The sequence below is a fragment of the Olsenella sp. KH1P3 genome (genome assembly GCF_900167315.1).
Lineage (GTDB): Bacteria > Actinomycetota > Coriobacteriia > Coriobacteriales > Atopobiaceae > Olsenella_J > Olsenella_J umbonata_A.
Genome location: NZ_FUWQ01000001.1, coordinates 502,596 through 526,266, shown reverse-complemented (window position 1 = coordinate 526,266; position 23,671 = coordinate 502,596). Strand labels below are relative to the sequence as shown.

At 67.1% G+C, this 23,671-nt stretch carries 20 protein-coding genes and 3 pseudogenes; 7 read left to right on the top strand and 16 right to left on the bottom strand.

Going from position 1 to position 23,671, the window contains the following annotated elements; all coding sequences use genetic code 11:
* Positions 1–5: 5 nt before the first annotated feature.
* The 10 genes from alaS to B5D13_RS02145 all read right to left on the bottom strand — a co-directional run bounded on the left by alaS (position 6) and on the right by B5D13_RS02145 (position 13,523).
* The gene (alaS, locus tag B5D13_RS02190; RefSeq protein ID WP_078686672.1) at positions 6–2,654 is read right to left on the bottom strand and encodes an alanine--tRNA ligase; all 2,649 of its coding nucleotides are present in this window, start codon (positions 2,652–2,654) and stop codon (positions 6–8) included.
* A 130-nt stretch (positions 2,655–2,784) separates the two neighbouring features.
* The gene (locus B5D13_RS02185) at positions 2,785–4,125 is read right to left on the bottom strand and encodes an AI-2E family transporter (protein WP_078686671.1); all 1,341 of its coding nucleotides are present in this window, start codon (positions 4,123–4,125) and stop codon (positions 2,785–2,787) included.
* Positions 4,126–4,129: 4 nt separating this feature from the next.
* The gene (locus tag B5D13_RS02180; protein WP_078686748.1) at positions 4,130–4,960 is read right to left on the bottom strand and encodes a SigB/SigF/SigG family RNA polymerase sigma factor; all 831 of its coding nucleotides are present in this window, start codon (positions 4,958–4,960) and stop codon (positions 4,130–4,132) included.
* Positions 4,953–5,321 (bottom strand): ATP-binding protein, encoded by a 369-nt coding sequence (locus B5D13_RS02175; RefSeq protein ID WP_078686669.1) that lies wholly within the window; start codon positions 5,319–5,321, stop codon positions 4,953–4,955. The genes B5D13_RS02180 and B5D13_RS02175 overlap by 8 nt, the downstream gene beginning before the upstream one ends.
* Before the next feature lie 4 nt (positions 5,322–5,325).
* Entirely contained in the window at positions 5,326–5,874 is a 549-nt protein-coding gene (locus B5D13_RS02170) for a DUF948 domain-containing protein (protein ID WP_143327735.1), read from the bottom strand.
* Positions 5,875–5,945: 71 nt separating this feature from the next.
* Positions 5,946–7,349, bottom strand: a complete 1,404-nt coding sequence (locus B5D13_RS02165; protein WP_078686666.1) for a replication-associated recombination protein A — start codon at positions 7,347–7,349, stop codon at positions 5,946–5,948.
* Between the two features lie 8 nt (positions 7,350–7,357).
* Positions 7,358–8,605, bottom strand: a complete 1,248-nt coding sequence (locus B5D13_RS02160; RefSeq protein WP_078686665.1) for a deoxyguanosinetriphosphate triphosphohydrolase family protein — start codon at positions 8,603–8,605, stop codon at positions 7,358–7,360.
* 138 nt (positions 8,606–8,743) lie between these two features.
* Positions 8,744–10,780, bottom strand: a complete 2,037-nt coding sequence (locus B5D13_RS02155) for a GNAT family N-acetyltransferase (RefSeq protein ID WP_078686664.1) — start codon at positions 10,778–10,780, stop codon at positions 8,744–8,746.
* Between the two features lie 199 nt (positions 10,781–10,979).
* A complete protein-coding gene (locus tag B5D13_RS02150) occupies positions 10,980–12,422 on the bottom strand; it encodes a 6-phospho-beta-glucosidase (protein WP_078686662.1) in 1,443 nt (480 codons plus the stop codon).
* A gap of 129 nt (positions 12,423–12,551) precedes the next feature.
* Positions 12,552–13,523 (bottom strand): MurR/RpiR family transcriptional regulator, encoded by a 972-nt coding sequence (locus B5D13_RS02145; protein ID WP_078686661.1) that lies wholly within the window; start codon positions 13,521–13,523, stop codon positions 12,552–12,554.
* Positions 13,524–13,773: 250 nt separating this feature from the next.
* Here B5D13_RS02145 and B5D13_RS08880 point away from each other — a divergent pair.
* The 4 genes and pseudogenes from B5D13_RS08880 to B5D13_RS08865 form a co-directional block, all read left to right on the top strand.
* A pseudogene (locus tag B5D13_RS08880) lies at positions 13,774–14,088 on the top strand (family 1 glycosylhydrolase); the annotation flags it as partial.
* 40 nt (positions 14,089–14,128) lie between these two features.
* A pseudogene (locus tag B5D13_RS08875) lies at positions 14,129–14,176 on the top strand (hypothetical protein); the annotation flags it as partial.
* A gap of 42 nt (positions 14,177–14,218) precedes the next feature.
* Positions 14,219–14,404, top strand: a complete 186-nt coding sequence (locus B5D13_RS08870; RefSeq protein ID WP_306806905.1) for a hypothetical protein — start codon at positions 14,219–14,221, stop codon at positions 14,402–14,404.
* The gene (locus tag B5D13_RS08865) at positions 14,401–14,694 is read left to right on the top strand and encodes a family 1 glycosylhydrolase (protein ID WP_306806903.1); all 294 of its coding nucleotides are present in this window, start codon (positions 14,401–14,403) and stop codon (positions 14,692–14,694) included. Before B5D13_RS08870 ends, B5D13_RS08865 begins: the two co-directional genes overlap by 4 nt.
* A gap of 135 nt (positions 14,695–14,829) precedes the next feature.
* Here the strand turns inward: B5D13_RS08865 and B5D13_RS02130 are convergent, their stop codons facing one another.
* From B5D13_RS02130 to B5D13_RS08820, 4 genes are all read right to left on the bottom strand, one after another.
* Positions 14,830–15,351 (bottom strand): GtrA family protein, encoded by a 522-nt coding sequence (locus tag B5D13_RS02130; RefSeq protein WP_078686658.1) that lies wholly within the window; start codon positions 15,349–15,351, stop codon positions 14,830–14,832.
* A gap of 3 nt (positions 15,352–15,354) precedes the next feature.
* On the bottom strand, positions 15,355–17,916 hold the full coding sequence (locus B5D13_RS02125; RefSeq protein ID WP_234970628.1) for a glycoside hydrolase family 3 C-terminal domain-containing protein: 2,562 nt from the start codon (positions 17,914–17,916) through the stop codon (positions 15,355–15,357).
* Positions 17,917–17,991: 75 nt separating this feature from the next.
* The gene (locus B5D13_RS02120; RefSeq protein WP_159443970.1) at positions 17,992–18,747 is read right to left on the bottom strand and encodes a glycoside hydrolase family 3 N-terminal domain-containing protein; all 756 of its coding nucleotides are present in this window, start codon (positions 18,745–18,747) and stop codon (positions 17,992–17,994) included.
* A 133-nt stretch (positions 18,748–18,880) separates the two neighbouring features.
* Positions 18,881–19,006 carry a hypothetical protein gene (locus B5D13_RS08820; RefSeq protein ID WP_255375251.1) on the bottom strand — a complete coding sequence of 42 codons (126 nt, stop codon included), beginning with the start codon at positions 19,004–19,006 and terminating at the stop codon, positions 18,881–18,883.
* Between B5D13_RS08820 and B5D13_RS08860 the strand changes: the two are divergent.
* Positions 19,005–19,052: pseudogene (locus B5D13_RS08860) on the top strand (hypothetical protein); the annotation flags it as partial. The gene B5D13_RS08820 and the pseudogene B5D13_RS08860 overlap by 2 nt on opposite strands.
* A 66-nt stretch (positions 19,053–19,118) precedes the next feature.
* Here B5D13_RS08860 and B5D13_RS02110 read toward each other — a convergent pair.
* On the bottom strand, positions 19,119–19,697 hold the full coding sequence (locus B5D13_RS02110; protein ID WP_078686654.1) for a DUF3267 domain-containing protein: 579 nt from the start codon (positions 19,695–19,697) through the stop codon (positions 19,119–19,121).
* 285 nt (positions 19,698–19,982) lie between these two features.
* Between B5D13_RS02110 and B5D13_RS02105 the strand changes: the two genes are divergently transcribed.
* Entirely contained in the window at positions 19,983–22,037 is a 2,055-nt protein-coding gene (locus tag B5D13_RS02105; protein WP_078686652.1) for a methionine--tRNA ligase, read from the top strand.
* Positions 22,038–22,060: 23 nt separating this feature from the next.
* On the top strand, positions 22,061–22,930 hold the full coding sequence (locus B5D13_RS02100) for an alpha/beta fold hydrolase (protein WP_078686651.1): 870 nt from the start codon (positions 22,061–22,063) through the stop codon (positions 22,928–22,930).
* Here B5D13_RS02100 and B5D13_RS02095 read toward each other — a convergent pair whose 3' ends face one another.
* Positions 22,931–23,596 carry a GtrA domain-containing protein gene (locus B5D13_RS02095; protein ID WP_078686650.1) on the bottom strand — a complete coding sequence of 222 codons (666 nt, stop codon included), beginning with the start codon at positions 23,594–23,596 and terminating at the stop codon, positions 22,931–22,933. It lies immediately after the preceding gene.
* Positions 23,597–23,671: the final 75 nt, after the last annotated feature.

Sequence of the window (23,671 nt, the reverse complement as noted above, 5' to 3'; positions counted from 1 at the left end):
CTGGACTAGGCTCCCAGCAGCTTCTTGGCCGCGTCGAGGGCGGCGTCGATGCCGGAGGCGTCCTGTCCGCCGGCCTGGGCCATGTTGGGCCTGCCGCCACCACGGCCACCGACCAGGCCGGAAATCTCCTTGATGACGGAACCGGCCGAGAAGCCCGCGCTCACGGCGCCGTCGGTGGCTGCCGCAAGCAGGCCGACCTTGCCGTCAGCGTCGGACGCGATGACGACCGCGCACTCGTCCTGGATCTTGTCACGGACGGTGTCCCAGACGTTGCGCAGGTCCTTGCCGCCGATGCCTTGGAGCTTGGCGACGACCAGCTTGTAGGAGCCCATGTCGACGGCGCCGGAGACGGCGTCGGCGACCTGGTTGGAGGAGCCGCCGACCATTGCGGCCTTGAGCTTCTTCTCGACAGCGGACTTCTCGTCCTTCAGCTGCTCGACGCGCTCGAGCACATCGGCCGGACGGCACTTGAGGGCCGCAGCGACCTCGTCCATCTGGGCGAGGCGCTCGTCGACGTACTGGATTGCGCCGGCGGCGGTGACGGCCTCGATGCGACGGGCGTTGGAGCCGACGGAGCTCTCGGAGACAATCTTGAAGAATCCGAGCTCGGCGGTATTGCGGGCATGGGTGCCACCGCAGAGCTCGCGCGAGAAGGGCGCGTCGCCGTCGCCGGTGGAGACCACGCGGACGGTGTCACCATACTTCTCGCCGAAGAGGGCGACCGCGCCGGAGGCCTTGGCCTCCTCGATGCCCATGACCTTGGTCACGATGGGCTCGGCCGCGAAGATGTGGGCGTTGACCATGCCCTCGACGCGGGCGACCTCCTCGGGCGTGACGGCCTCGAAGTGCGTGAAGTCGAAGCGGAGGCGCTCGGAGGTGACCAGGGAGCCGGCCTGCTTGACGTGGTCGCCCAGGACGGCCTTGAGGGCGGCGTCGAGCAGGTGGGTCGCGGTGTGGTTGCGGCGGATGAGCTCGCGGCGGCCGTGGTCGACCGAGGCGCTCACGACGTCGCCGAGGGCGAGGCTGCCCTCGGTGACCTCTGCCTCATGGGCCACGAAGCCGCCCTCGCGCATCTTGGCGTCGAGCACGCGGAGCTTGGCACCGTCGGCCGCGAGGGTGCCGGTGTCGCCCACCTGGCCACCCATCTCGCCGTAGAAGCTGGTCTTGTCGAGCACGACCTCGACCTTCTGACCGGCCTCAACGTGCTCGGCCTCGACGCCGTCGACGACCAGCGCGACGACCTTGCAGCCATCGACGTCGTCGGAGTCATAGCCGCAGAACTCGGTCGAGGCGAGCTTGTCGGAGAGGGCCGCCCACACGTTGTTGGCCTTGCCCCAGGCGTCGCGGTTGGCGCTCTGACGCGCACGCTCCTTCTGCTCGGTCATGGCCTGGTCGAAGGCGTCCATGTCAACGCAGTGGCCGGCGGCCTCGGCGATCTCGCGCGTCAGGTCGATGGGGAAGCCGTAGGTGTCGTGGAGCTTGAAGGCGACCTCGCCGGAGAGCGTTGCGCCCTCGCCGAGCTTGTCGAGCTCGGCATCGAGCATGTTCTCGCCCGCGTTGAGCGTGGCGCCGAAGCGGCTCTCCTCCGCGGAAATGATGCCGTCGATGAGGGACTGGTTCTCGACCAGAGCGGTGTACTGGTCGCCCAGGACCTCGGTGACCTCGTGGGCGTAGGTGGTCAGGAAGGCACCCTGGATGCCCAGAAGGCGTCCGTGGTAGACGGCGCGACGGAGCAGGCGGCGCAGGACGTAGCCGCGACCCTCGTTGGAGGGAAGGATGCCGTCGCCAATCATGAACGTGACCGCGCGGGAGTGGTCGGCCAGGATGCGAAGGCTCTTGTCGGTGCTGTCGCTCGAGGCGTGGTACTCGACGCCCGAGAGCTTCTCGCCTAGGGAGATGAGGGAGCGCATGACGTCGCCCTCGTAGTTGGAGCCCTTGTGCTGCATGATGGCCGCAATGCGCTCGAGACCCATGCCGGTGTCGATGTTGCGGTGCGGGAGGTCCGGCATGGAGCCGTCCTCCTGGCGGTCGTACTGCGTGAAGACGAGGTTCCAGAACTCGAGGTATCGGTCTCCGTCGTCGCCGGGGGCGTCACCCTCGAACTCGGGGCCCTGGTCGAAGTAGATCTCGGAGCAGGGGCCGCAGGGGCCGGTGGGGCCGGCTGCCCAGAAGTTGTCCTCCTCGCCCAGGCGGGAGATGTGGTCGTACTCGACGCCGTGGCTGTGCCACAGCTCGATAGCCTCGTCGTCGTTCTCGTAGACCGTCATGTACAGGCGGTCCTTGGGCAGGCCGAGGTGCTCGGGGCTCGTGATGAACTCGTACGCCCAGGCGATGGCGTCGGCCTTGCTGTAGCCGCCGAAGGAGAAGTTGCCGAGCATCTCGAAGAAGGAGAGGTGGCGCGCGTCGCCGATGTTGTCGATGTCGTTGGTGCGCAGGCACTTCTGGCAGGAGGTTGCGCCGATCTCCCTCATGGTCTTGGTACCCTGGTAGTACTCCTTGAACTGGTTCATGCCGGCGTTGGCAAGAAGCAGGGATGGGTCCTCGGGGATGAGGGAGGACGAGGCGTAGAGCTTGCAGCCCTTCTCCTCGAAGAAGTGAAGGAAGTCAGCGCGGATCTCCGCGGTAGTCATCGTCTTGTAGTCAGTCGTGCTCATGATTCTCCTTGTAGTCTGCCTGATGGCGCACTTGCGCTAAACATCATACGTGTGGCCGCGTGCATGCGTAAGCTCAATTGCCCATAAGTCGAGCTTCTCCAATTAAATAATGCGGGGTGCGCGGCGCGGCCTAGTCGTCGGGGTCCCCTCTGCTCACCACGTCGTGCAGGGAAAGGACCAGGGTCTCGCCCAGGCTCGGATGCGCCCCCTCGGGCCTCTGGGCCGCGACGGGGTGCAGGTTGGCGTCGGAGGGGTCGACCAGACGCGTGTTCTGGAAGAACTTGTCGTCGTCCAGCGCGTCGTAGACCGGCTCGACGTTGCCCAGTTCGTCGTGGAACGGCGTGCTCCTGAATAGCGCGCCGTCGTAGGAGACGAGCTGGCGGCCGCTCTTGGACTCAAAGTAGTAGACGAAGACGCTGCGCAGCGCCGCCGTCATGGGAATCGCGATGGCCATTCCCAGGATGCCGCCGAGGGCGTTGCCCACGATGAGGCCGACGAGGGAGAGCGCGGGGTGGACCTTGACCGCCGACTGCATGACGAGGGGCGAGATCACGTTGTCGGTCAGGTTCTGGATGACAAGGGCGGCAACGAGGGTCTCGAGCGCGAGCACGGGGCTCACGAAGAGGGCCAGCAGCGAGGCGATGGCGAGGGCCAGCCACGAGCCGATGACGGGGATGAAGTGCAGCAGCAGCGCCACGATCGCCATGAGGCCGGCGTAGGGATGGCCAATGAGGGCGAACGCGACGAACGAGAGGGCCCCACAGGCCAGCGAAGTGATGACGATGCCGCGCATGTAGCCGCCCATCGAACGGCTCATGACGGCCAGCAGGACCGACAGGTCGCCACCCCTCTGAGGGCCGGCGATGGTCACGAGCTCGCGCACTATGACGGGATAGTCCTTGGCGAGCCAGTAGGCGACGATGACCCCCAGCGAGAACGTGACAAGGCCGCTGACGAAAGACGCCGCGCTGGTCATGACGCCGTCCGAGAGCGTCTTGGCAAGCTGGGACGCGGACCGCAGGCCTACGTCGGAAAGGGTCCCGACTGCCTGGTTGACGAAGTACTGGACCTCGGCGGTGCGGAGGTCGCCCAGGCTCGCCCAAAACTCGTTGATGGCGTCGCGCGCCTGCGTGACGTAACTCGGCACCAGCTGCAGCACCTCGACGAGCTGCGCGACGAAGGGCGGCACCAGGAGCACGACCACGGCGGAGGTCACCAGGAGCACGACGAGAAGGGCGATGAGGGCCGCGACCCCGCGGCCCACTCCCCTGTCGTCGAGCCAGTTGGTGATGGGGCTGCAGATGAAGCCGAGCAGCACGCCGACGAGAAGGAGCTCAACGGCCGGCCATATGAGCCCGAGGGCCAGGACGACGAGCACGAACACGGCGGCGACGCCGATGAGGGCCCAGCTGCGCATGGCCAGGTACTTGGTCTTATCCGTGCGCTCGGAGCGGTCGCGCTTCTCGTCCATGCCCCTACTTTCCCATGATTCCGTCGGGATCGATCTTTTCCTGGACCTTCTGGAGCGTCCTGCGCAGGAGCCTCGAGACCTGGACCTGGGAGATGCCGAGCTTCTTGGCGATCTCGACCTGGGTCATCCCCTCGAGGAAGCGCATGCGAATGATCTCCTGCTCGCGCGGGGAGAAGTCCCTGATGGTCTCCTCGAGGACCATGCGGTCATCGGAGGCCGCAAGGTCCTCGTCCTCGGTCACGTAGTGGTCGATGACCGACGGGGCCTCGTCGTCGCCCTGGCCGCCCGCCTCGAGCGGGACCGAGCTGTATGCGCTCGAGGATTCCATGGCCTCGAGGACCTCGTCGACGTTGGAGTCGAGGGCCTCGGCGATCTCCTCGACGGAGGGAGAGCGCTGGAGGTCCTTGGTGAGCTCGTCGGTCACCTGGTTGACCTTGCTGGACAATTCCTGCAGGCGGCGCGGCACGCGAACGGACCAGCCCTTGTCGCGGAAGTGACGCTTGATCTCCCCCATGATGGTGGGCGTGGCAAACGTGGTGAACTCGAGGCCTCGCGTGGTGTCGAAGCGGTCGATGGCTTTGATCAGGCCGATCGTGCCGACCTGCACGAGGTCGTCGAGGGGTTCCCCCCTGTTCTTGAACTTTGACGCAAGGAAGCGCACGAGGTTCAGGTGGCTCATGATGAGCTGCTCGCGTGCGTCCTCGTCGCCCTCCTCCTTGAAACGCCTGAAGAGCTCCCTGGTCCTGTCCTTGTCCCAGGCGAGCCTTCCCTTGGGCATCCGAGAGGAGAGGCGCCTGCGCGGCGACTTTTCCACTGCGGACTCTTCGCTAGGCATGAACATCGCCAATCTGCTTCGTAAGGTGAAGGACTCCCTCGTCGGTCACGAGGAACTCGTCGCACACGGCACCGAGAAGGAGCTCGACAAGGCTCAGGTCCTCGCTGCCCTCGTCGACCTCCCCGTCACCCAGGGGCAGGTCGATCGAGATGACGCCGTCGGCGATGGCAAATGACACCTCAAGGGACTCGGGACGCGTGGAGCATCCGTAGACGAAGCCCTCCTCGGCGATCATCCTGAGGTCCTCGACGTCGTCGACGCTGAGGCCGCACAGGACGCCGAGGTTGGCGGCCGTCATTCGGACAAGCCGGGCGTACTTCGCCTCGGCCGGAACGCTGAGGCTGACGATCTGGTTCTGCATGCTGTTAGTCCTCGTCCTTCTCGTTCGTTTCCTCCTCGGCCTTGACCGGGGCGTAGGTGACGTATGCGGGGGACTCGGGGGCCGCGTGCTTGGGCTTGCCCTCGAGCTGCGGGGCAGACGCGCCCTCGATCTGGCGCTGCGCGTCAGCCGGCTCCTTGCCGGTGATCTTGTTGACCATGTTGCTCACGGAGCTCGCAGCCGAGCTCGCGACCTGGCTCACCGTCTCGGTCACGCCCGCGGCGGTGCCGGAGACGGAGGAGACGTCGGCGAGAATCTCGTTGAGCTGGCTGATGCTCACGCTGGCCCCGTCAAGGGCGACGTCGACCTTGGCGACGAGCGGGTCGGCCTGCTTGAGGGCCGGCTGGAGGTCGTCCATGGCCCCGTCGAGCTTCGAGATGATGGGCTGCACCTGCTCGATGGTGTCGTTTGCGGTCCGCGTGATCTCGTCAACCGAGCTGCGCGCCTTGCGAATGGTGAGGGCGAGCTCAACCACGGCCCAAACTGCGACCACGACGAGCACCATCAAAAGGATAGTCAGCGGATCTAGATTCATCGTAGTTCTGCCCTTCTCAAACGTTGTCGGCGCAGCGCACGCGGCGCCGCGCCTAGGTGACGTATGCCATTCTACCCATTCGCGCCTGGTTTGCCCGACGCGTCGCCGCCGGCGTCGGCGAACTCCGCACGGTCGCGCGCCGTGGACTCGACCCTCCAAGACTCCCAGCCACGGGGACTGGGCTTGTAGAACGCGCCGCGCTCGAGGCCCTCGGGCAGATAGCGCTGCTCGACCCAGCCCAGGGGGTAGTCGTGGGGATAGAGGTACTCGCCGTAGTCCTCGGAGCCCGGACGCGTGCGGTCGCGCAGGTAGCTGGGAACCTCGCGGCGCGGTCCCTTCCGGACCTCGGCCAGGGCCGAGTCGATGCCGGCCTCGGCGGCGTGGGACTTTGGGGCGAGCGCGATGTAGAGCGCCGCCTGGGCAAGGTTGATGCGGCACTCCGGGTAGCCAATCACCTCGGCGGACTTGAACGCGGCCTCCGCGACCAGCAGGGCCTGCGGGTCGGCATTGCCCACGTCCTCGGAGGCGTGAATCATGATGCGGCGGGCGATGTACTTTGGGTCCTCGCCGGCGTCGATCATGCGAGCGAGCCAGTACAGCGTGGCGTCGGGGTCGCTTCCTCGCATGGACTTGATGAACGCCGAGATGATGTCGTAGTGCATGTCACCCGACTTGTCGTAGGCCAGCCCGTGGCGCGGGTTCGCCTCGAGGACGTGCTCGGCCGTAATGGTGAGGGGCGCACTCGCCTCGTCCTCTCCCTCCCCGGAACCATCAGTCGCGTCGGAATCCCCCTCGACGGGAAGGGCCATCTGGCTCGCGAGCTCGAGCGAGGTGAGCGCGGCACGGCCGTCGCCGCCCGAGAGCGTGACGATGGCCTCGAGCGCGTCGTCCTCGAGCACGAAGCGCCCGGCGAGGCCAAACTCGTCGCCCAGCGCGCGGCGCACGAGCGTGCGGATGGACTCGTCGTCGAGAGGCCCCAGCTCGACGACGCGCGAGCGCGAGATGAGCGCCTGGTTGACCTCGAAGTACGGGTTCTCGGTCGTGGCGCCCACGAGGATGACCACGCGGTCCTCGACCGCATGCAGGAGCGCGTCCTGCTGGGAGCGGTTGAAGCGGTGGATCTCGTCCACGAACAGGATGGTGCGCCGGCCCGTGGTGAGCAGGCGCGACTCCGCGGCCTCGGTGGCCTGCCGCAGGTCCTTCACGGTTCCCGTGACGGCGGAAACCTCGACGAACTCGGCGTGGGTGGTGTTGGCGATGATTCGTGCGAGCGTCGTCTTGCCCGTTCCCGCAGGTCCATAGAGAAGGACCGACGACAGCGTGTCGTGCTCTATCGCGCGACGCAGCCACGAGCCGGGCCCCACGGCCTTCTCCTGTCCCACGTACTCCTCGAGCGTGCGAGGCCTCATGCGGACGGCCAGCGGCGCGTTGAGCTTGCGCTTGTAGCGCTCTACCTCAGAGAAAAGAGTGTCCATGGATGCTCCTAACCGAAATAGCTGCGCTGCGGGAAGATTTCGCGCGCCTGGGGGAAAAGCCTCTCGCAGGCGGCGACGAAGTAATCGTCGCTCATGGCGGCGATATAGTCCACGACCACCTGATCGGGGTCGTCCTCGACCTCGTACGAACGGCCGTAGTACGAGAGGTGGCGCTCGACGGGCAGAACGTGGTGACGGAAGACCGGGGCCTCCTCCCTACCCTCCCGGAGGTCGTCGAGCGAGCTCTGGTACAACGCCGAGAAGAGCTCGCGCACGGGGCCCGAGAAGTCACCGTCGACCTCGCTAGAACCGTAGATCTTCTGGTAGTTCTCGCGCTTGGCGCGGGCGAGCTCGCCAAAGCCCTCCTCGCTCATCTCGATGCGCGGCTTGCCGAAGCTGTTCTGGACGACGTCGGCCGAGAACGCCGAGAGCGCCCAGGCGTTGTAAGCCCCACCCAGGCCGTCGTCGAAGGCGTCCTCGTCGACCAGGTGAGCCCGGATGGCGTCCTGACGGTCCTTGCCGACGTAGGCGATGATGTCGGAGATCCTGACGACGCAGCCCTCGAGCGTCATCGGCCTGAGCCTCCTGATGGCCTCGGCGCCGGACTCCCAACAGCCGGCGACCACGCGGTCGAAGGTGTCGAAGTCGTTGAGGCCGCTGGTCTCGAAGCGCTGCTGCTCGAACTCGCCGTTGTGGCAGATGATGCCGTCGAGCGTCTGGAGCGAGATGTTGCGGCCGTAGAGCACGTCGAGCGCGCGGACGGACTGGACGTTGTGGAAGAACCAGCGCCCGGTGCGCTCGTGGAACACGTCGTTGAGGAAGCGCTCGCCTGCGTGGCCGAAGGGCGTGTGGCCCACATCGTGGCCCAGGGCGATGGCGTCGATGAGGTCGAGGTTGAGGCCGAGCGCGGCCCCGATGTCGCGCGCCACGCGGCTGACGAGCTGCTCGTGAAGTCCCCTGCGCGTGAGGTCATCGTTGGCTCTGAACGAGAAGACCTGGGTCTTTCCGTTGAGACGGTTATAGGCGGGGGTATGGAGGATCTTCTCGCAGTCGCGGACGAAGGCGGGGCGAATCGAGGTGTCGCGATCCCTCTCGGCGACGTCGCGGCGGATAACCGCCGAATTCTTGCAGGCATACGGGCTCATGCGACCCTCGCTGCGCAGCGCGCGGACGCGCTCGTCGCACTCGGGGGTGAGCATGCCCGTCAGGTGGGGCGCGAGCTCATTGGCCGAGCGCGGGGCAAAGCTCTGTGACATGTGAGGCCTTTCTCGAAGTGTTTCATCGCTAGCCTACACCATGGCGCGGACGCAAAAGCCCCGTGCGGACAATGCGCACGGGGCGGGCCCAACGATGATTTGCCCCCGATGCGGTCCCACGTCCCGGTCGGGACGGCGCTAGCGGGCGGAGCCCCCGGACGGGGCGGTGCCCATCAGGAAGGTCGGCACACTCCCGCGCGGCGGCTCGGGCTCGGACGCCGAGAGGAAGCACTGCTCGTTGGAGGGAGTGACCTTGAAGCCGAGCTTCTTCTGCAGCCTGACGGAGGCCCGGTGGTCGGGATAGACCTCGCACCAGGGCACGTCTCCGCGGTCGAGCACCTGATTGATCTTGGCGACCTCGAGCGCCTCGCCCCATCCCTGGCGGCGGTGGTCGGGAAAGACCGTAAGCATGCCAATGGAGCCGACGTCATGCTCGCCGACGAAGCCCACGAGCTCGACAACCTCTCCCCCCTCTCCCTTGCGCAGCTCGAAGGCGCCCAGGAAGCGCCCCTCGTCGAGCATGCGAGAAAGGTCGGCGTCGCTCAGGTAGGAGGAGTTCTCGTAGCGGTCGCGGATGGCCGTCGCGAAGCTGCGGTCGAGGGGCCGGATCTCGCGGCGGACGCCCTCGTCCCGTGCGAACTTCACCCGGGCCTTGCCGGAGGCCTTGGCGCGCGGACCCGGGGCTGCGGGCGCCGTCGGAGCCAGGTCGAACAGGGAGGGCGCGACGGCCTCGTTCTTCTCCCAGAGGGCAAGGTGGTACGGGACGACCTTGGTGAGCCCGTGCGCGAGCTCGACCTCGCGCACGAGGGAGGGCTCGAGGACGTCGACGACGCCGGGCTCGACCAGGGCCTTGACCACTGCCGCGCCCACCTTCTGGTCGTCGGCCCAGAGCAGCTGCATGCCGCCGGCGTCCCTCATGAGGACGCAGCCGTCCTGGGCCAGCACGATGTCACCCTTGCCGCGGCGCGCGAGCTCGAGCGCGGGGAACGCCCTTCGCGGCGCGCCAGCGAGGATCTCGAGCGCGCGGGCGCGCCGCCCCTCGTCGCTGCCGCGGTGCGCGCACATGCATAGGTATAGGCGCTCGGCAATCTGGGCCGAGCCTTCGGGGTTCGGGTGCTCGAAGCCGTCGGCCATAAGCGTGGACTTGGGGTCGAGCAGGCGCGCGCCGTCGACGAGCGTCATCTGGTCGTGGGGCGCAGTGTGCGCGCTGAGGAACACGCCGACGCTCGAGTAGCAGCTCAGGCGGTGCGAGGGATAGGCGGCCTCGTCGTGCCAGAGCGGCGTGAGCACGTAGGTGGGAACCTCCGGCCACAGGCGGGAGAGCTCCAGCAGGTAGCTGCGGATGTCACGCGAGACCAGGCGCTCGCGGCAGGGCTCGTAGCGGTAGTTCGCACCCAGCTCGACCACGATGCGGACGGGGCTGATGGAGCGGGCGAGCCCGAAGAGCGAGCCGGGCTGGAACACCTGGCCGCCGATGCCCTGGTTGACCAGGTCGAGCCCCAGCCTCTGCGCGAGCAGCGACGGCCAGCCCAGCGCGGGGTCGTCGCAGACGAAGCCCTGCGCGATGGAGTCGCCCAGCACCAGGAGCTGCTCCCTCTGGGCGACGGGTTCGATGGTCGACCCGTTGCCCACGACGGAGCGCACGGCACAGCCCCTCAGACAGGGAAGCCAGATGCGCACGTGGTGCGTCTCGCCCATGCCGGGAAGCTGCATGATGCCGCCGAGCGGGGCAGCTTCAGGATCGTCGAGGTCGAAGGCCACGTAGCCGTCGCCCTCCCGGGGAAGGCGGGCTGCAAGGTGACGGCCGTCCACGTCGCAGGACAGCCCGTCGTGCGGGAGGGCGCGCCCCTCTCCCCTGCCGTCGACGTAGTCGAGGACGGCGCGCGTGCCCGTAGGCTCCGCATCAGGCTTGACCTCGAGGGCGACCTCGGAGGAGTCGGTGGTGAACTCGACGCAGATGCCCGAGGTGGCGCGGCCCATCTGGCGGAAGAGCCCCGGGTGCCACGCCTGGCAGCTGCCGAGGGCGCGCATCTGCTCTGCCGAGAGGCGCCACGGCCGGCACCAGCCGCCCTGCTCCGACTCGACGCGCACGGCGCCGTGCAGGAGTGCGCTGGCGTCCCTGCGGACGAGCATGCTGTCGGGAGACTTCTCCCCTATGAGTTCGCGAAGGCCCATCGACGATTCTCCGATTTATCAACATTTGTGTCTTAGGCATCCCTATTCTGCCATGGGCGCGAGACGCGTGGGAGAAAAAGTCGAATATGTCTACGCTCGCCGGCACGCAGCGGGCGCCGGGCGAGAGAGACGTGGCGGCACAGGGGGGCGTCCTCCAATGCGAGGGGACGCCCGTCGTCACCCTTTGCTTTGGCCCGAGCTAGTCCAGGTCGGCGCCGTTGGTCGCAATGACCTTCTTGTACCAGCCGAAGCTCTTCTTGGGATAGCGCTCGAGCGAGCCCTTGCCGGCGTCGTCGCGATCGACGTAGACGAAGCCGTAGCGCTTGCTCATCTCGCCGGTTGAGGCAGAGACCAGGTCGATGGGGCCCCAGGTGGTGTAGCCCCAGAGCTCGACACCGTCGTAGGTGATGGCGTCGTCCATCTCCTTGATGTGCGAGCGCAGGTAGTCGATGCGATAGTCGTCGATCACGGTCTTGCCGCCGTTGCCGTCGTCCACCAGCTCGTCCTTGGCGCCCAGGCCGTTCTCGACGACGAAGAGCGGCTTCTGGTAGCGCTCGTACAGCGAGTTGAGCGTGATGCGCAGGCCCGTCGGGTCGATCTGCCAGCCCCACTCGCTCGCCTTGAGGTACGGGTTCTTCACGCTGGCGAACACGTTGCCCGATGTCTGCCCGCCCATCTCGTCCTTGTGGGTCGTTGCGCAGCGACTCGAGTAATACGAGAACGAGATGAAGTCCACGGTGTTCTGGGCCAGGATCTCGCGGTCGCCCTCCTGCCAGGGAATGTCGATTCCCTCTCGCTCCATGAACTTGAGGGCGTAGGCGGGATACGCGCCGCGGGCCTGGACGTCGGTGAAGAAGTAGTTCTCGTTGTCTCGGCGCATCGCCTCGAGCACGTCGGCGGGTTCGGGGGTTAGCGGGTAGAAGCGACCTCCCGCGAGCATGCAGCCGACCCTGTTCTGCGGGTCGACCTCGTGGGCAATCTTAGTTGCCCAGGCGCTCGCCACCAGCTCGTGGTGGGCGGCGCGGTACTTGGACGCGGTCTGGTCCTCGCCCTCGTCGAACGTGAGCCCCGCTCCCATGAACGGGAGCGCAAGGATCATGTTGATCTCGTTGAAGGTCAGCCAGTAGCGGACGAGACCCTTGTAGCGCTCGAACAGCACGGCAACCAGGCGCTTGTACAGCTCGACGAGCTTGCGGTTCTTCCAGCCGCCGTACTCCTGGATCAGGTGCATGGGGCAGTCGAAGTGCGTGATGGTCACGAGCGGCTCGATGCCCCACTTGCGGCACTCCTTGAAGACGTCCTCGTAGAAGCGCAGGCCCTCCTCGTTGGGCTCGGCGTCGTCGCCGTTGGGGAAGATGCGCGTCCAGGCGATGGACATGCGATAGGTCTTGAAGCCCATCTTCCCGTAGAGCGCGATGTCCTCCTTCCACCGGTGGTAGAAGTCGACGCCCTCCAGCGCCGGGAAGTAGTGCTCCGAGTCGACCTGGCTTATGTGCTTGAGGCCCAGCATGACAGGGAAGCGGTCCTCGCCATGGGGACACACGTCGACGTTGGCCAGGCCGCGCCCGCCCTGGTCGTATCCGCCCTCGCACTGGTTAGCTGCCGTGGCGCCGCCCCACATGAATCCCTCGGGAAATGCCATTGATCCTCCTTCCGGTGCGCCAAAAGGCGCGCAGATAGCTTCCTTTCGGGAGAAGAGCATAGCGTCCGCGGTCCCCACAGCGCGTTCCAAGCTGTTCCCACTGCGCAGCGCGCGGGCAAAGGCGCCGGCCTACTCCGGCAGCACGTCCTTCACCTGGAGCTTGCGCTCGATCGCAACCACCTTCGAGAGCTTCCGTCGCACGTTGGCGTCATAGTGCGCGGCAAAGCAGCGCGAGAACAGCGCGTCGAGCACCAGGTTGGTGGCACGCTCACCGTAGAAGCTGGCGATCTTGCTCACGAAGTGCTCCCGGGGCCGGAAGGTCAGCGCACAGTCGACGTTGCGCCGCAGCCAGTTGTTGCCGGAGTTCGTGACGCCGATGGTCGGGACATGGCGCTCGCGCAGGTCCTCGACGTAGGACGAGGGCGGCCTCTGGTTGCTCAGGCCGGAGTACGAGACGATCACGGCACAGCCGCCGGGACCCAGCCCCTTGGCCACCAAGGGGGCCTCCTCCCTGCGCGGGACGACGCAGTCGATGCCGATCTGCCTCAGCTTGTAGGCGAAGAGCTGGCCCTGGAAGTAGTTCTGCTCGATGCCGAAGAACGCGACGTCGTCAGCTTCCAGCACGTACCGCGCCGCCTCGTCCAGCGTCGCGACGTCGAGGCTCTGGGAGGCCTCGCAGATGGCCTGCTGCTCCAGGGAGGCAATGGCGCGCACCGTGCCGGTGGCGCTCGTGTCCCCCTTGAAGGGGAAGTTCGGGTCTACGTTGGGCCAGATGGAGCTCGCCTCCTCGTGGTCGCGAGCCTCCTGCGCGAACGCCTCGCTGAAGTCCGTCCAGCCCGAAAAGCCCAACGCCTGCGCAAAGCGCACCAGAGAGGGCTTCGAGGTGAAGCTGAGCTGCGCCACCTCTCCCATGGCGAGGCTCGAGACACCGGACCCCTCGTTCAGGAGGAACTGGGCGATCGACTTCTTCGACCCGGGCCGTCCCTGCGAGACGCGACGGACCTCGTTGACCAGCCCGCCCGTCGGGCGTTCGGCACCCCCGGGGTTTCCCGCGCCCCTCGGCCCCCACCCCATCTTGTCGTGCTCCTCGCTTCGTGGCATGAGCCTCCTCCCACCGGGGCTAGCAATGGCACGCACCTCAGCAAGAAACGCCAAATCGTTTCAGGTTGTTTCAGCAGCAGCGTATCACCAACCGCTCGCCCATTCGTCCTGCACGCCGTTAAATTAACCATAGCGCTCCGTTTCGTTGCATTTCGCATATATACAAAGGCGTTGAGGCGAGGGGGGTCTTGTCGATTATGGAACATGAAGATGTTCCGCAACCGATTCGGACAGAGTGAAAGGGAAAGGCATGGCACGGCACGAGAGCATGCTCCCCAAGGGCTTCCTCTGGGGCGGGGCAACGGCGGCCAACCAGTTCGAGGGCGCCTACGACGCGGACGGCAAGGATCTCTCGGTGCCCGACGTCATCACCGGGGGAACCGTCGACACCCCGCGCCACATCACGCCCGAAGGCGTGAGGGAGGACGTCTGCTAACCCAGCCACGAGGCAATCGACTTCTACCACCATCACGCCGAGGACATCAGGTTCTTCGGCGAGATGGGATTCAAGTGCTTCCGGCTCTCGGTGCAGTGGAGCCGCATCTTCCCGACGGGCGAGGACGCCGAGCCCAATCCAGCGCTAGGACAACCCCAAGGTCACCGAGCTGTGGTGCGACTTCTGCAAGTTCCTGTTCACCGAGTACAAGGGTCTCGTCCGCTACTGGCCGACCTTCAACGAGATCAACTGCGCGCTGTTGGGCGGCTTCGGGGGCACCTACGGGCTGGGAATCCTTCCCGACCACGAGCGCGACCTCACCTTCGGCAGCGCCGACTGGGGCCGGGCCATCGACCCCAAGGGGCTCCGCTGGTACCTCGAGCAGGTCGACGACCGCTACCAAATTCCCCTGATAGTGGTCGAAAAAACGGCCTGGGCGCGGTGAACGAGCGCGCCGAGGACGGCAGGTTCCACGACACGTACCGCATCAACTACCTGCGCCGCCACATCGAGGAGATGGCCAAGGCCGTCGAGGACGGCGTGGACCTGATGGGCTACACCATGTGGGGCTGCATCGACCTGGTCTCCGCCTCGACCGGCGAGATGAAGAAGCGCTACGGCTTCGTCTACGTCGACAGGGACAACGACGGCAACGGCGACCTGCGCCGCGAGAAGAAGGAGTCCTTCGACTGGTACCGGAAGGTCATCGCGACCAACGGGGCCGACCTGGCCTAGTTCGAGCGCCCACGCCGCTCACACGTCACGAGCCCCACCGAGAAGAGCGTGGCGCCGCGGCCGGAACCCCAGCTGCGGCGCCACGCTTCTGACCATGCGCGATCCGTCACGGCAGCCCGACGGTCGGACGACCCCCTACTCCTTCGGATCCACGTCCTTCTTGCCAGGCGTGATCCAGAACTTCAGAAGCGGGAAGCTCACCACGACGGCGAGCAACGTGTTGACCACGGACGCGACCGTTCCGGCCAGACCCGCGTCCATCCCCCACAGGTCCTGGCAGAGGCTGGTCACGTGCCCGGGCAGAATCAGGTTGACGATGACGATCAGCACCGCAAGCACGGCGAACTTCGGAGCGGCCTTCCCGAAGTCGGCGTCCGACTTGAAGACCCACTTCATCTGCACGAAGAAGTTAACGACCTGAGCCATGACCTCAGCGACCAGGAAGGTCGCAAAGCCGCCCACGCCGTTCGAGCCGGCGCCGGTGTAGTCGAAGATCAGGAAGCGGAAGGGACTCGTGAGCCCCAGGCCGCCGATGAGCACCGCAGTGCCCAGCCACGTGAAGACGAAGCGCGTCGCGGTCGACACGTTGGAGAGCACGTTGAACTTGATGAACTCCCAGAGTGCCTGGTGGCGCTCGGTCCAGTCCCTAAACGACATGAGTTATTCCGCCTTTCCGTGCAGGTTCAGCTTACGTGCAAAAGTGACGTTGCGCAGCGCGCCGACGAGCAGCGCGCCGAGGGGCGGCACGAGCACCCAGGCGAGCCAGACCACCGCGAAGACACCGACGCCCCCGTGGACGAGAAGCGCGATCGCCAGCGCCGGCACGAAGCCGACCAGGCCATAGCCTCTCGCCTCGCGAACGATGGCGTCGACGACGCCCATGGTGACGGGCGGCGCCATCTTGGCGATGGCGTGCAGTGGCATGTTGTAGGCAAACTCGACGTCGAGGTCGGGAGAGTTTCCGGGCTTCAGTCCCTGGCGGTGCCGCCCCTCCAGAACCAGCCAGACCAACAGCAGGATGAGGCTGCGACAGCGGTTGAGGTCGCGCAGGCAGGTGCTCCTTCCCAGGGGCGCGATCGCGTTGGGGGCGGCGTGGCCCAGCAGCGTGGCGAACTCGGCGCAGGTAACCTCGTGGACGTAGCCGGAGCCATACGACGGGAGCTCGCGGCCGGCGTAGGGGTTGGGGGCGCCCGTCCCCTTGAGCTCCGCGCCCAGCGTCTGTCGGACGTCCTCGCACGACAGGCCCAGGCGCAGCTCGTAGCGTCCGCCCTCGACCTCCCAGGAGCAGGTCCCGACGTTGTAGTACTCGAACGCGCGCGGGTCGAGGTCGATGGAGACCGTGGTCGACTCGCCCTTCTCGAGCTCGACGCGCGAGAAGCCCTTGAGCTCCTGCTCCGCGCGGAACACCTCATGCTCGGGCTTGGCGACGTAGGCCTGGACGACGGTCGCTCCCGCACGGTCGCCCGTGTTCCCGACGTTGACCTCGATGCGCGCGGGGCGGCCCTGCTCCCACTGCGCGATTCGGGCGGAGGACAGCTCGAAGCTCGTGTACGAGAGCCCGAAGCCGAACGGGAAGGCGACGGGCACGTGAGCGCTCTGGTAGTAACGATAGCCGACGTAGATGCCCTCGCGGTACTCAGCCGTGGCGCCGTCGGAGGGATAGCATCCCGCCGTCGGCGTGTCCTCGAGGGAAAGCGGCCAGGTCTCGGCAAGGTGGCCGCAGGGGTTGGCAGAGCCCGTCAGCACGTCATAGGCGGCCGAGGCGCCCGCCTGACCGCCAAGCCCCAGGTACAGGAGGGCATCGCAGTCACCGGACCAGGAGGTGTCGACCACGCAGCCGCAGCTCAGAAGGACGACGACCCTGTCGCAGCAGGAGCGGACGGCGCGCAGGAGCTCCACCTGGGCCTGGGGCAGGAGCATGTCGCGACGCTCCGCACCCTCGGTCTCCTGTCCACCGGCCAGACCGAGGCACACCACGCACACGTCGGCGCCCGACGCGAGGCTCACGGCCGCCGCACGGCAGGCCGCGTCATCGGAGCCGTCATGGGTGAAGCCGGGCTCGAACCCCAGAAGGTCGAGCTCCCCGCGCTCGCCGACGACGTCCAGCAGCGTGTCCAGACGCGTGCATTCCACCAAAGAGGACCCGGCGCCCTGATAGCGCGGCGTCTGGGCGAAGTCGCCGACCAGGGCGACGCGCGTGCCCGGCCTCAGCGGCAGGAGCGCATCGCCCTCTCCTGCCGGAGCCTCGTTCTTGAGCAGGACGACGCCCTCGCGCGCGACGCAGCGGGCAAGATCGTGGTGGGCGTCCCGGTCAAACTCGGGGTCAGCCCCCTCGAGGGCCGCGGCGCTCTCCAGGACAAGGTGGAGCGCCTCGCGGGCGCGGGCGTCGACGAAGTGCTCGTCCAGGCGGCCGGAGCGCACGGCCTCGGCGAGCTCACGCGGCGAGTCCAGGCCCGGGGCCGGCATCTCGAAGGTGGTGCCGGCCTTCACGCCGGAGACATGGTCGACGGAGCCGCCCCAGTCGGTCACGGTCGCGCCCTCGAAGCCCCACTCGCCGCGCAGGACGTCCTGCAAAAGGCGGCGGTTCTGGCTCGCGTACGTACCGTTGATCAGGTTGTAGCTGCTCATGATCGACTTCGGCCGGCCCTCGCGCACGGCGATCTCGAAGCCGCGCAGGTAGATCTCGCGCAGCGTGCGCTCGTCGAGGACGGAGTCGGACGCCTGGCGCCTCGTCTCCTGGCTGTTCGCCGCGAAGTGCTTGGGGCAGGCGGCGATGCCCTTCTCCTGCACGCCGCGCACGAAGCCCGCGGCCATCTTGCCCGAGAGGTACGGGTCTTCGGAGAAGTACTCGAAGTCCCTGCCGCAGAGGGGGCTCCTCTTGATGCACAGGCCGGGACCCAGCAGGACGCCCACCCCCAGAGAGCGGGCCTCCTCGCCCAGGGCCGCTCCCATGCGGCCGGCCAGCTCGACGTCCCAGCTGCTCGCCACCGTGACCGCGGTGGGGAAGCAGGTCGCGGGATCGCTTCCGCCAATTCCAAGGTGGTTGGCGCCGTCCTTCTGGTGGCGAAGGCCGTGCGGGCCGTCCGAGAATTCCATGGCGGGGACGCCAAGGTCAGGAAAGTCACGCGTGCCGAAGGGGGTCTTTCCCGAGAGAAGTGCGCACTTCTGCTCGAGCGTCATCTTCCCCAGGACCTCTTCGACCCGCTCATCGATGGTTGACACCAAAACCGTCCCTTCAATCGCTTGTTACCACAAAGATACTCGCACCGGAGCGCGGGCGCTCCGGTGCGCTGGGTCTTACTCGTCAGGCGCGCCGGCGTCGTCGCGAGGCTCCTTCGGCGCGGAGGCCACGGCGGAGCCGGCGGCCTGCTCCTTGAGCGCACGCCCCTTCTTGGCGCTGCGCCAGCCCAGGAACGCGCCAAGGCCGACGAGCGCTGCGGTCGCGCCGTAGACGCCATACTGCCAAGGGGCGATTCCGTACTTCACCTTGGAGCCCGGCACCAGCCCCTGCATGGCGTTGCTGTTGGTGACCGTGTACAGCACGTTGTGCATGGAGCGGCGCAGCTGCGAGACGACGGTCGCGGTGTCGGCGCGCTGGATGTCGCCGGTCATGGCCGAATAGGTCAGCTGCAGATCGCCGCCGGCCGCGAGGGACGCCATCTTGTCCATGTAGCCATAGAGGTTGGAGTCGGCGATGTACTTCTCCTCGTAGGACGCCTCCTTGGCGCAGATCTCGAAGGGACGGAGGTAGCACTCGCGCATGACCTGCTCGTCAGCCCAGGTCATGAGGTGCTGAACGCGATAGGATTCCTGGTCGTTAAGCGCGAAGTGCTTGACGTAGGCATAGACGCCGTTCGAGGCGGCGCCGGAGACCTCGGCGGAGCAGATCTTGCCGCCCAGGACGGGGTCCTCCGAGAAGTACTCGAAGTTGCGGCCCGCAAACGGCGAGCGGTGCGTGTCGCAGGCAGGTGCGTACCGGCCGTCAGGGTCGCTCGTCTCGGGCTTCGAGATGGAGGCGACCTCGGCCGTCGTGTACGCGGCGTCGTTCACCACGGACGTCATCTCATCGACAGTCAGCTGGTCAAGCAGCAGATCCCACTTTTCGTCGTCGTAGTCCAGTCCGCGAAGGTCGACGAGGGAGAGGCCGTTGTCACCGCCTGGATGGCATCGCCCGCGAGGTGGACGTCTACGACTCGGTCGTGAAGTCCGGAAACGACGCGCTCGACACGATACTCACCGAGAAGAGCCTGCTCTGCGAGGGCAGGGGCATCACCTTGAGCTGCATCGCCGACGGCGCCGCCCTGGACTTCATGAGGCCGTCGGACCTCTACTCGCTCTTCGGCAACGCCCTCGACAACGCAATGGAGGCCGTCGAGGGTCTGGGAGACGCCCAGCGCAGGACGACGTCTTCCACCTCAACGCGCTCATTCCCTGCCCGTAGGGGCCTCCGGCGTGCCGTCGTCGGCCATCAGCACGATGCCGGTGTCGGTGTCCAGCACGTGAGTGCACCCGGGCGTGCCCAGGACGGCCGCGGCAAGGGCAAGGTCTCCCGTGCAGCCCGCAATGTGGAGGACGACGAGCCACCATGCCATGAGCGGCATCCTCGTCGCACCGCAGACCAAGGCGAAGGCGAACGTGAGGGCGACCGAGGGCGCCAGGAGCACGATGGCGAAGCGCGCACGGGGCAGCATCGCCCCGTCCGCCGAGGTGTAGAGCATCGCGTCCGTGAAGCCGAAGCCGACCTTCACGTCAGGACCTCCCAGCAGCAGGAAGGCAGCCGCGTGGACGAGCTCGTGCACGGGAAGGGCCACGAGCGTGACGACCACCAGGATGACGAACCAGACCAGGTCGACCGCCTCGGCGTCCAAGGCGCCAAGCTCCGCCGCGATGCCCAGGGCCACGCCGCCCGCGACGCCGAGCGCGATGAGGGCCCAGGACCACTCGAGCATGCGCCTCTGCGTGGCCTCGTCCCCAAGCACGTCTATCTCCTGTAGGCGCCTCATGCGACGGCCCTCCCCTCGCCAGATTGGTCGGGCCCGACCCGCGCGGACCCCAAGCCTATCGGACACAGAGCATAGCAGAGGTCGGCAGCGCCCGCCCGACCCGCCGGGGCGCAGACCTTGGGGGTGTGATGGTAGGCACTTCTCGATGCCCAAACGACCGGCCCGTTGTGGGATAATCCCCAACGATACTCACGCGCCGCCCGCCGCCGAGGCAGCACGCCGGGGCCCCGGGACGACGCGGACCAGAAACACGCAGCTCAAGCAAGATTGGAACGAGTGAGCCACATGGCAGACACCACCACGCTCTCCGGCGCGACGCGTCCGGACTTCCCCAAGCGCGCCGTCATCACCGGCGGCATGCCCTACGGCAACAAGAACCTCCACTTCGGACACATCGGCGGCGTCTTCGTGCCCGCCGACTTCTTCGCGCGCTTCCTGCGCGACCGCCTGGGCAGGGGCAACGTCGTCTTCGTCTCGGGCACCGACTGCTACGGCTCCCCCATCATGGAGGGCTACCGCAAGAAAGTCGAGGGCGAGGGCTACGAGGGCAGCATCGTCGACTACGTGAAGCAGAACCACGATGCCCAGAAGTCCGCACTTGACGCCTATGGCATCAGCCTCGACCTCTTCGCCGGATCCGGCCTCGAGCCCGCCTCCGACTTCCACAAGAAGCTGACCTCAGAGCTGATCGAGCGCCTGCACCAGAAGGGCTTCCTGCACAAGATGTCGACTCGACAGTTCTACGACGTCGAGGCCGGCCAGTTCCTCAACGGCCGCCAGGTCAAGGGTCGCTGCCCCGTCAAGGGCTGCAAGAGCGAGAAGGCCTACGCCGACGAGTGCGATCTGGGCCACCAGTTCGACCCCGAGGAGCTCATCGCGCCCGTCTCGCAGCTGACCGGCACCACGCCCGAGCTGCGCCCCGTCGACAACTGGTACTTCGACCTGCCCGCCTTCGAAGGCGAGCTCAAGTCCCTCATGGACGAGTGGGACGTCGACGAGCAGGTGCGCCCGATCGTCACCAAGACCGTGCGCGAAACGCTGGTCGCCCCCGTGATGTACGTCCAGAACAAGTTCCGCGAGGCCTTCGACGCCGTCGCGGGCAAGCTCCCCGCCCACACGCTTCGCGAGGCCGAGAAGGGCCAGCAGTCGTTCTCGGTGGAGTTCGCCAACTGGAAGGACCGCGACGAGGCACGCGGCGTCCTCGAGTCCGCCGGTGTGCGCTTCCGCACCGGCAAGACGCTCTTGCCCTTCCGCATCACCGGCAACATCGAGTGGGGCGTTCCCGCCCCCGACATGGAGGACGTCAGCGGGTTGACCGTCTGGTGCTGGCCCGAGAGCCTCTGGGCGCCCATCAGCTTCACGCAGACCGTTCTCGACGCCGACAGGCAGTCCGGCGCCGGTCGCTACTCCACCGACGACTGGCGCGACTGGTGGTGCTCCAAGGACGCCAAGGTATACCAGTTCATCGGTCAGGACAACATCTACTTCTACTGCATCGCGCAGCCCGCGATGTGGGCCGCGCTCGACTGGGGCCTCACGCAGGACACCCCCGTCGCCAACTACCACATCCTGTTCATGAACAAGAAGGCCTCGAGCTCCGGCTCGATCAAGCCGCCAATGGCCGGCGAGCTCCTCGAGCACTACACCGCCGAGCAGCTCCGTGCCCACTGGCTGAGCCTGGGCCTCGACCAGAAGGCCGTGTCCTTCTCGCCCAAGCCCTATGACACGTCCGTGAGCCACGTCGACAAGAAGACGGGCGTCGAGATCCTGGTGAAGGACGACCCGCGCGTGGTCGACCCCGCCCTCAAGGAGAGCGCCTTCCTCACCAACATCTTCAACCGCCTGGCGCGCAGCTGCTTCTATGGCGCCCAGAACGTCTGCGAAGGACACCTGCCCACGGTCACGGCCCACGACGACGTCAAGGCCGCCTGTGACGAGGTCACGCTCGCCTTCGAGCGCTACGCCCACGCCTTCGACGCGCACAACGCGCTGGCCGCCGTCGACGCCTTCGCACGCGACGCCAACAAGCGCTGGAGCGACGCCTCCAAGGCCGCACAGGGCGACGACGCCGCCTACGAGCAGGCCCTGGCCGACGCCTTCCAGGCGCTGCGCACCGTCACGCTGCTGATGCACCCCGCCGTTCCCGCGGGCTGCGAGCTCGTCTGCCGCTACCTGGCCTTCGACGAGGGCCTCTTCTTCAGCTGGGACCACGCCTTCGACACGATGGCCGAGCTCGCCGCGGCCGCGGGCGACACGCCCGAGTCCCACCAGATGGTGGAGCTGCCGCCGCGCTTCGACTTCTTCCAGAAGCACCACAGCCAGATGAAGAAGGGCAAGTAGCGACAAAACGTAGGGAGAGACACATGGCCACGCGCCCGCAGCTCCACTTCCCCAGCCCGTATCGCCTTCCCGAGGCAAGGCTCGAGCGCGCCCTCACGCACGAGACCCCCGATGGCGCGATGATCGCGACGTACGTCTACGCGCCACGGGGGTCCTCCCTTGCACAGACGCGGACCGAGGGCGTAGCGCCCGTGCTCCTGCTTCACGGCAACGGAGAAGAGCACGGCATCTTCGGCGTGGTGATAGACCGCATCTGCGCGTCGGGCCGGGCCGCCATCGCGCTCGATTCCCGCGCGCAGGGCAAATCCACGCGCGGCACGGCCCCCCTCAGCTACGAGCTGATGCGCGACGACGCCCTGGGGGCACTTCGCGAGCTCGGCGTCGAGCGGGCGCACGTGATCGGCTTCTCGGACGGGGCGATCGAGGGCCTGCTGATGGCGCGCGACCAGCCCGAGGCGGTGGCGTCGCTCCTCTCCATCGGCGCGAACGTCACGCCCGAGGGCGTCTCGGGCGACTTCGAGGTGGAGCGCATCTCGGGCGAGCTCGAGTCTTGGGCCGACTGGTGGGAGAAGGGCGAGGGCTCCGCGCTTCCCGTCGAGCGCGAGCTGCTGACGCCGACGCCCTCCGAAGCCCGACGCACGGCCGAGCTGCTGCGCCTGATAGCGAACGAGCCGCACATCGAGGCCGAGAGCCTCCAGGGAATCTGCTGCCCCACCTGTGTGATGGCCGGCGAGAACGATGACATCGACCGCGCCCAGACCGACCTCATCCACGCGATGGTCTCGGGGTCGCGCCTCGTGATCGTGCCCGGCTGCGGGCACGTGCTGCCCAAGGAGTGCCCCGACCTCGTGGCAGACGAGGCCCTCGCGCTGATCGGGCGCGCGAACGACTAGCTAGCGCCGCCCGCGCAGGCGAGCGCGGGCATCCCTCCCCTTGCGAACCCTCCTGCGGGTGCGGGCCTTGCTGACGCGCATGCGCAGGCGGGCAAGGCGCCTGTCGCCCCTGCGCTCGCGACGGGCAAACACCCAGGCGCGCTGCGCGTAGTAGTTAACGAAGAACAGAAGGAAGTCGACGGCGAGCTTGGCCACGCTCTCGTTGACGCCAAGCGCCACGTGCGCCGCGAAGACGCCCACGCTCGAGAGCAAAAGCATGGCCACCGCAAGCAGCAGGAAGCGCGGGAGGCTCTCGCGCATGGGACGAACCTCGACCGCGCGGTTCCTGACGGCGTCGTCGGGACCCTCGATGATGTCATCGAAGTCGATGCCGGCCGCCTCGTCGGCATCCTCGACCGACAGCGCGGCCGCAGGGACGACCGAGGACCTTCCGGCACCCTCGGCGAACACGCGCTTTTGGTTTATGACGTAGTTGACGGTGACCGAGCAGGCGCGCGCCACGAGCGTCGCGATGAAAATCCTCAGGTAATCGGCACCAAAGAGCGCGCCGTCAAGACAGTGGAAGAGCACGAAGGCGAGCCCCTGGTCGACGGCCGTGCTGATGAGCGACGAGGCCGCAAAGCGCAGGAAGCGGGGCCTCAGCTTGTCCTTTAGGCCGATGGCCATGCTACGCACGCCCCTGCACGAGGATGCGCGTCGTGGGCCTGGGGCCGCGATTGCCGCCTATGTAAGAGAGCGTCT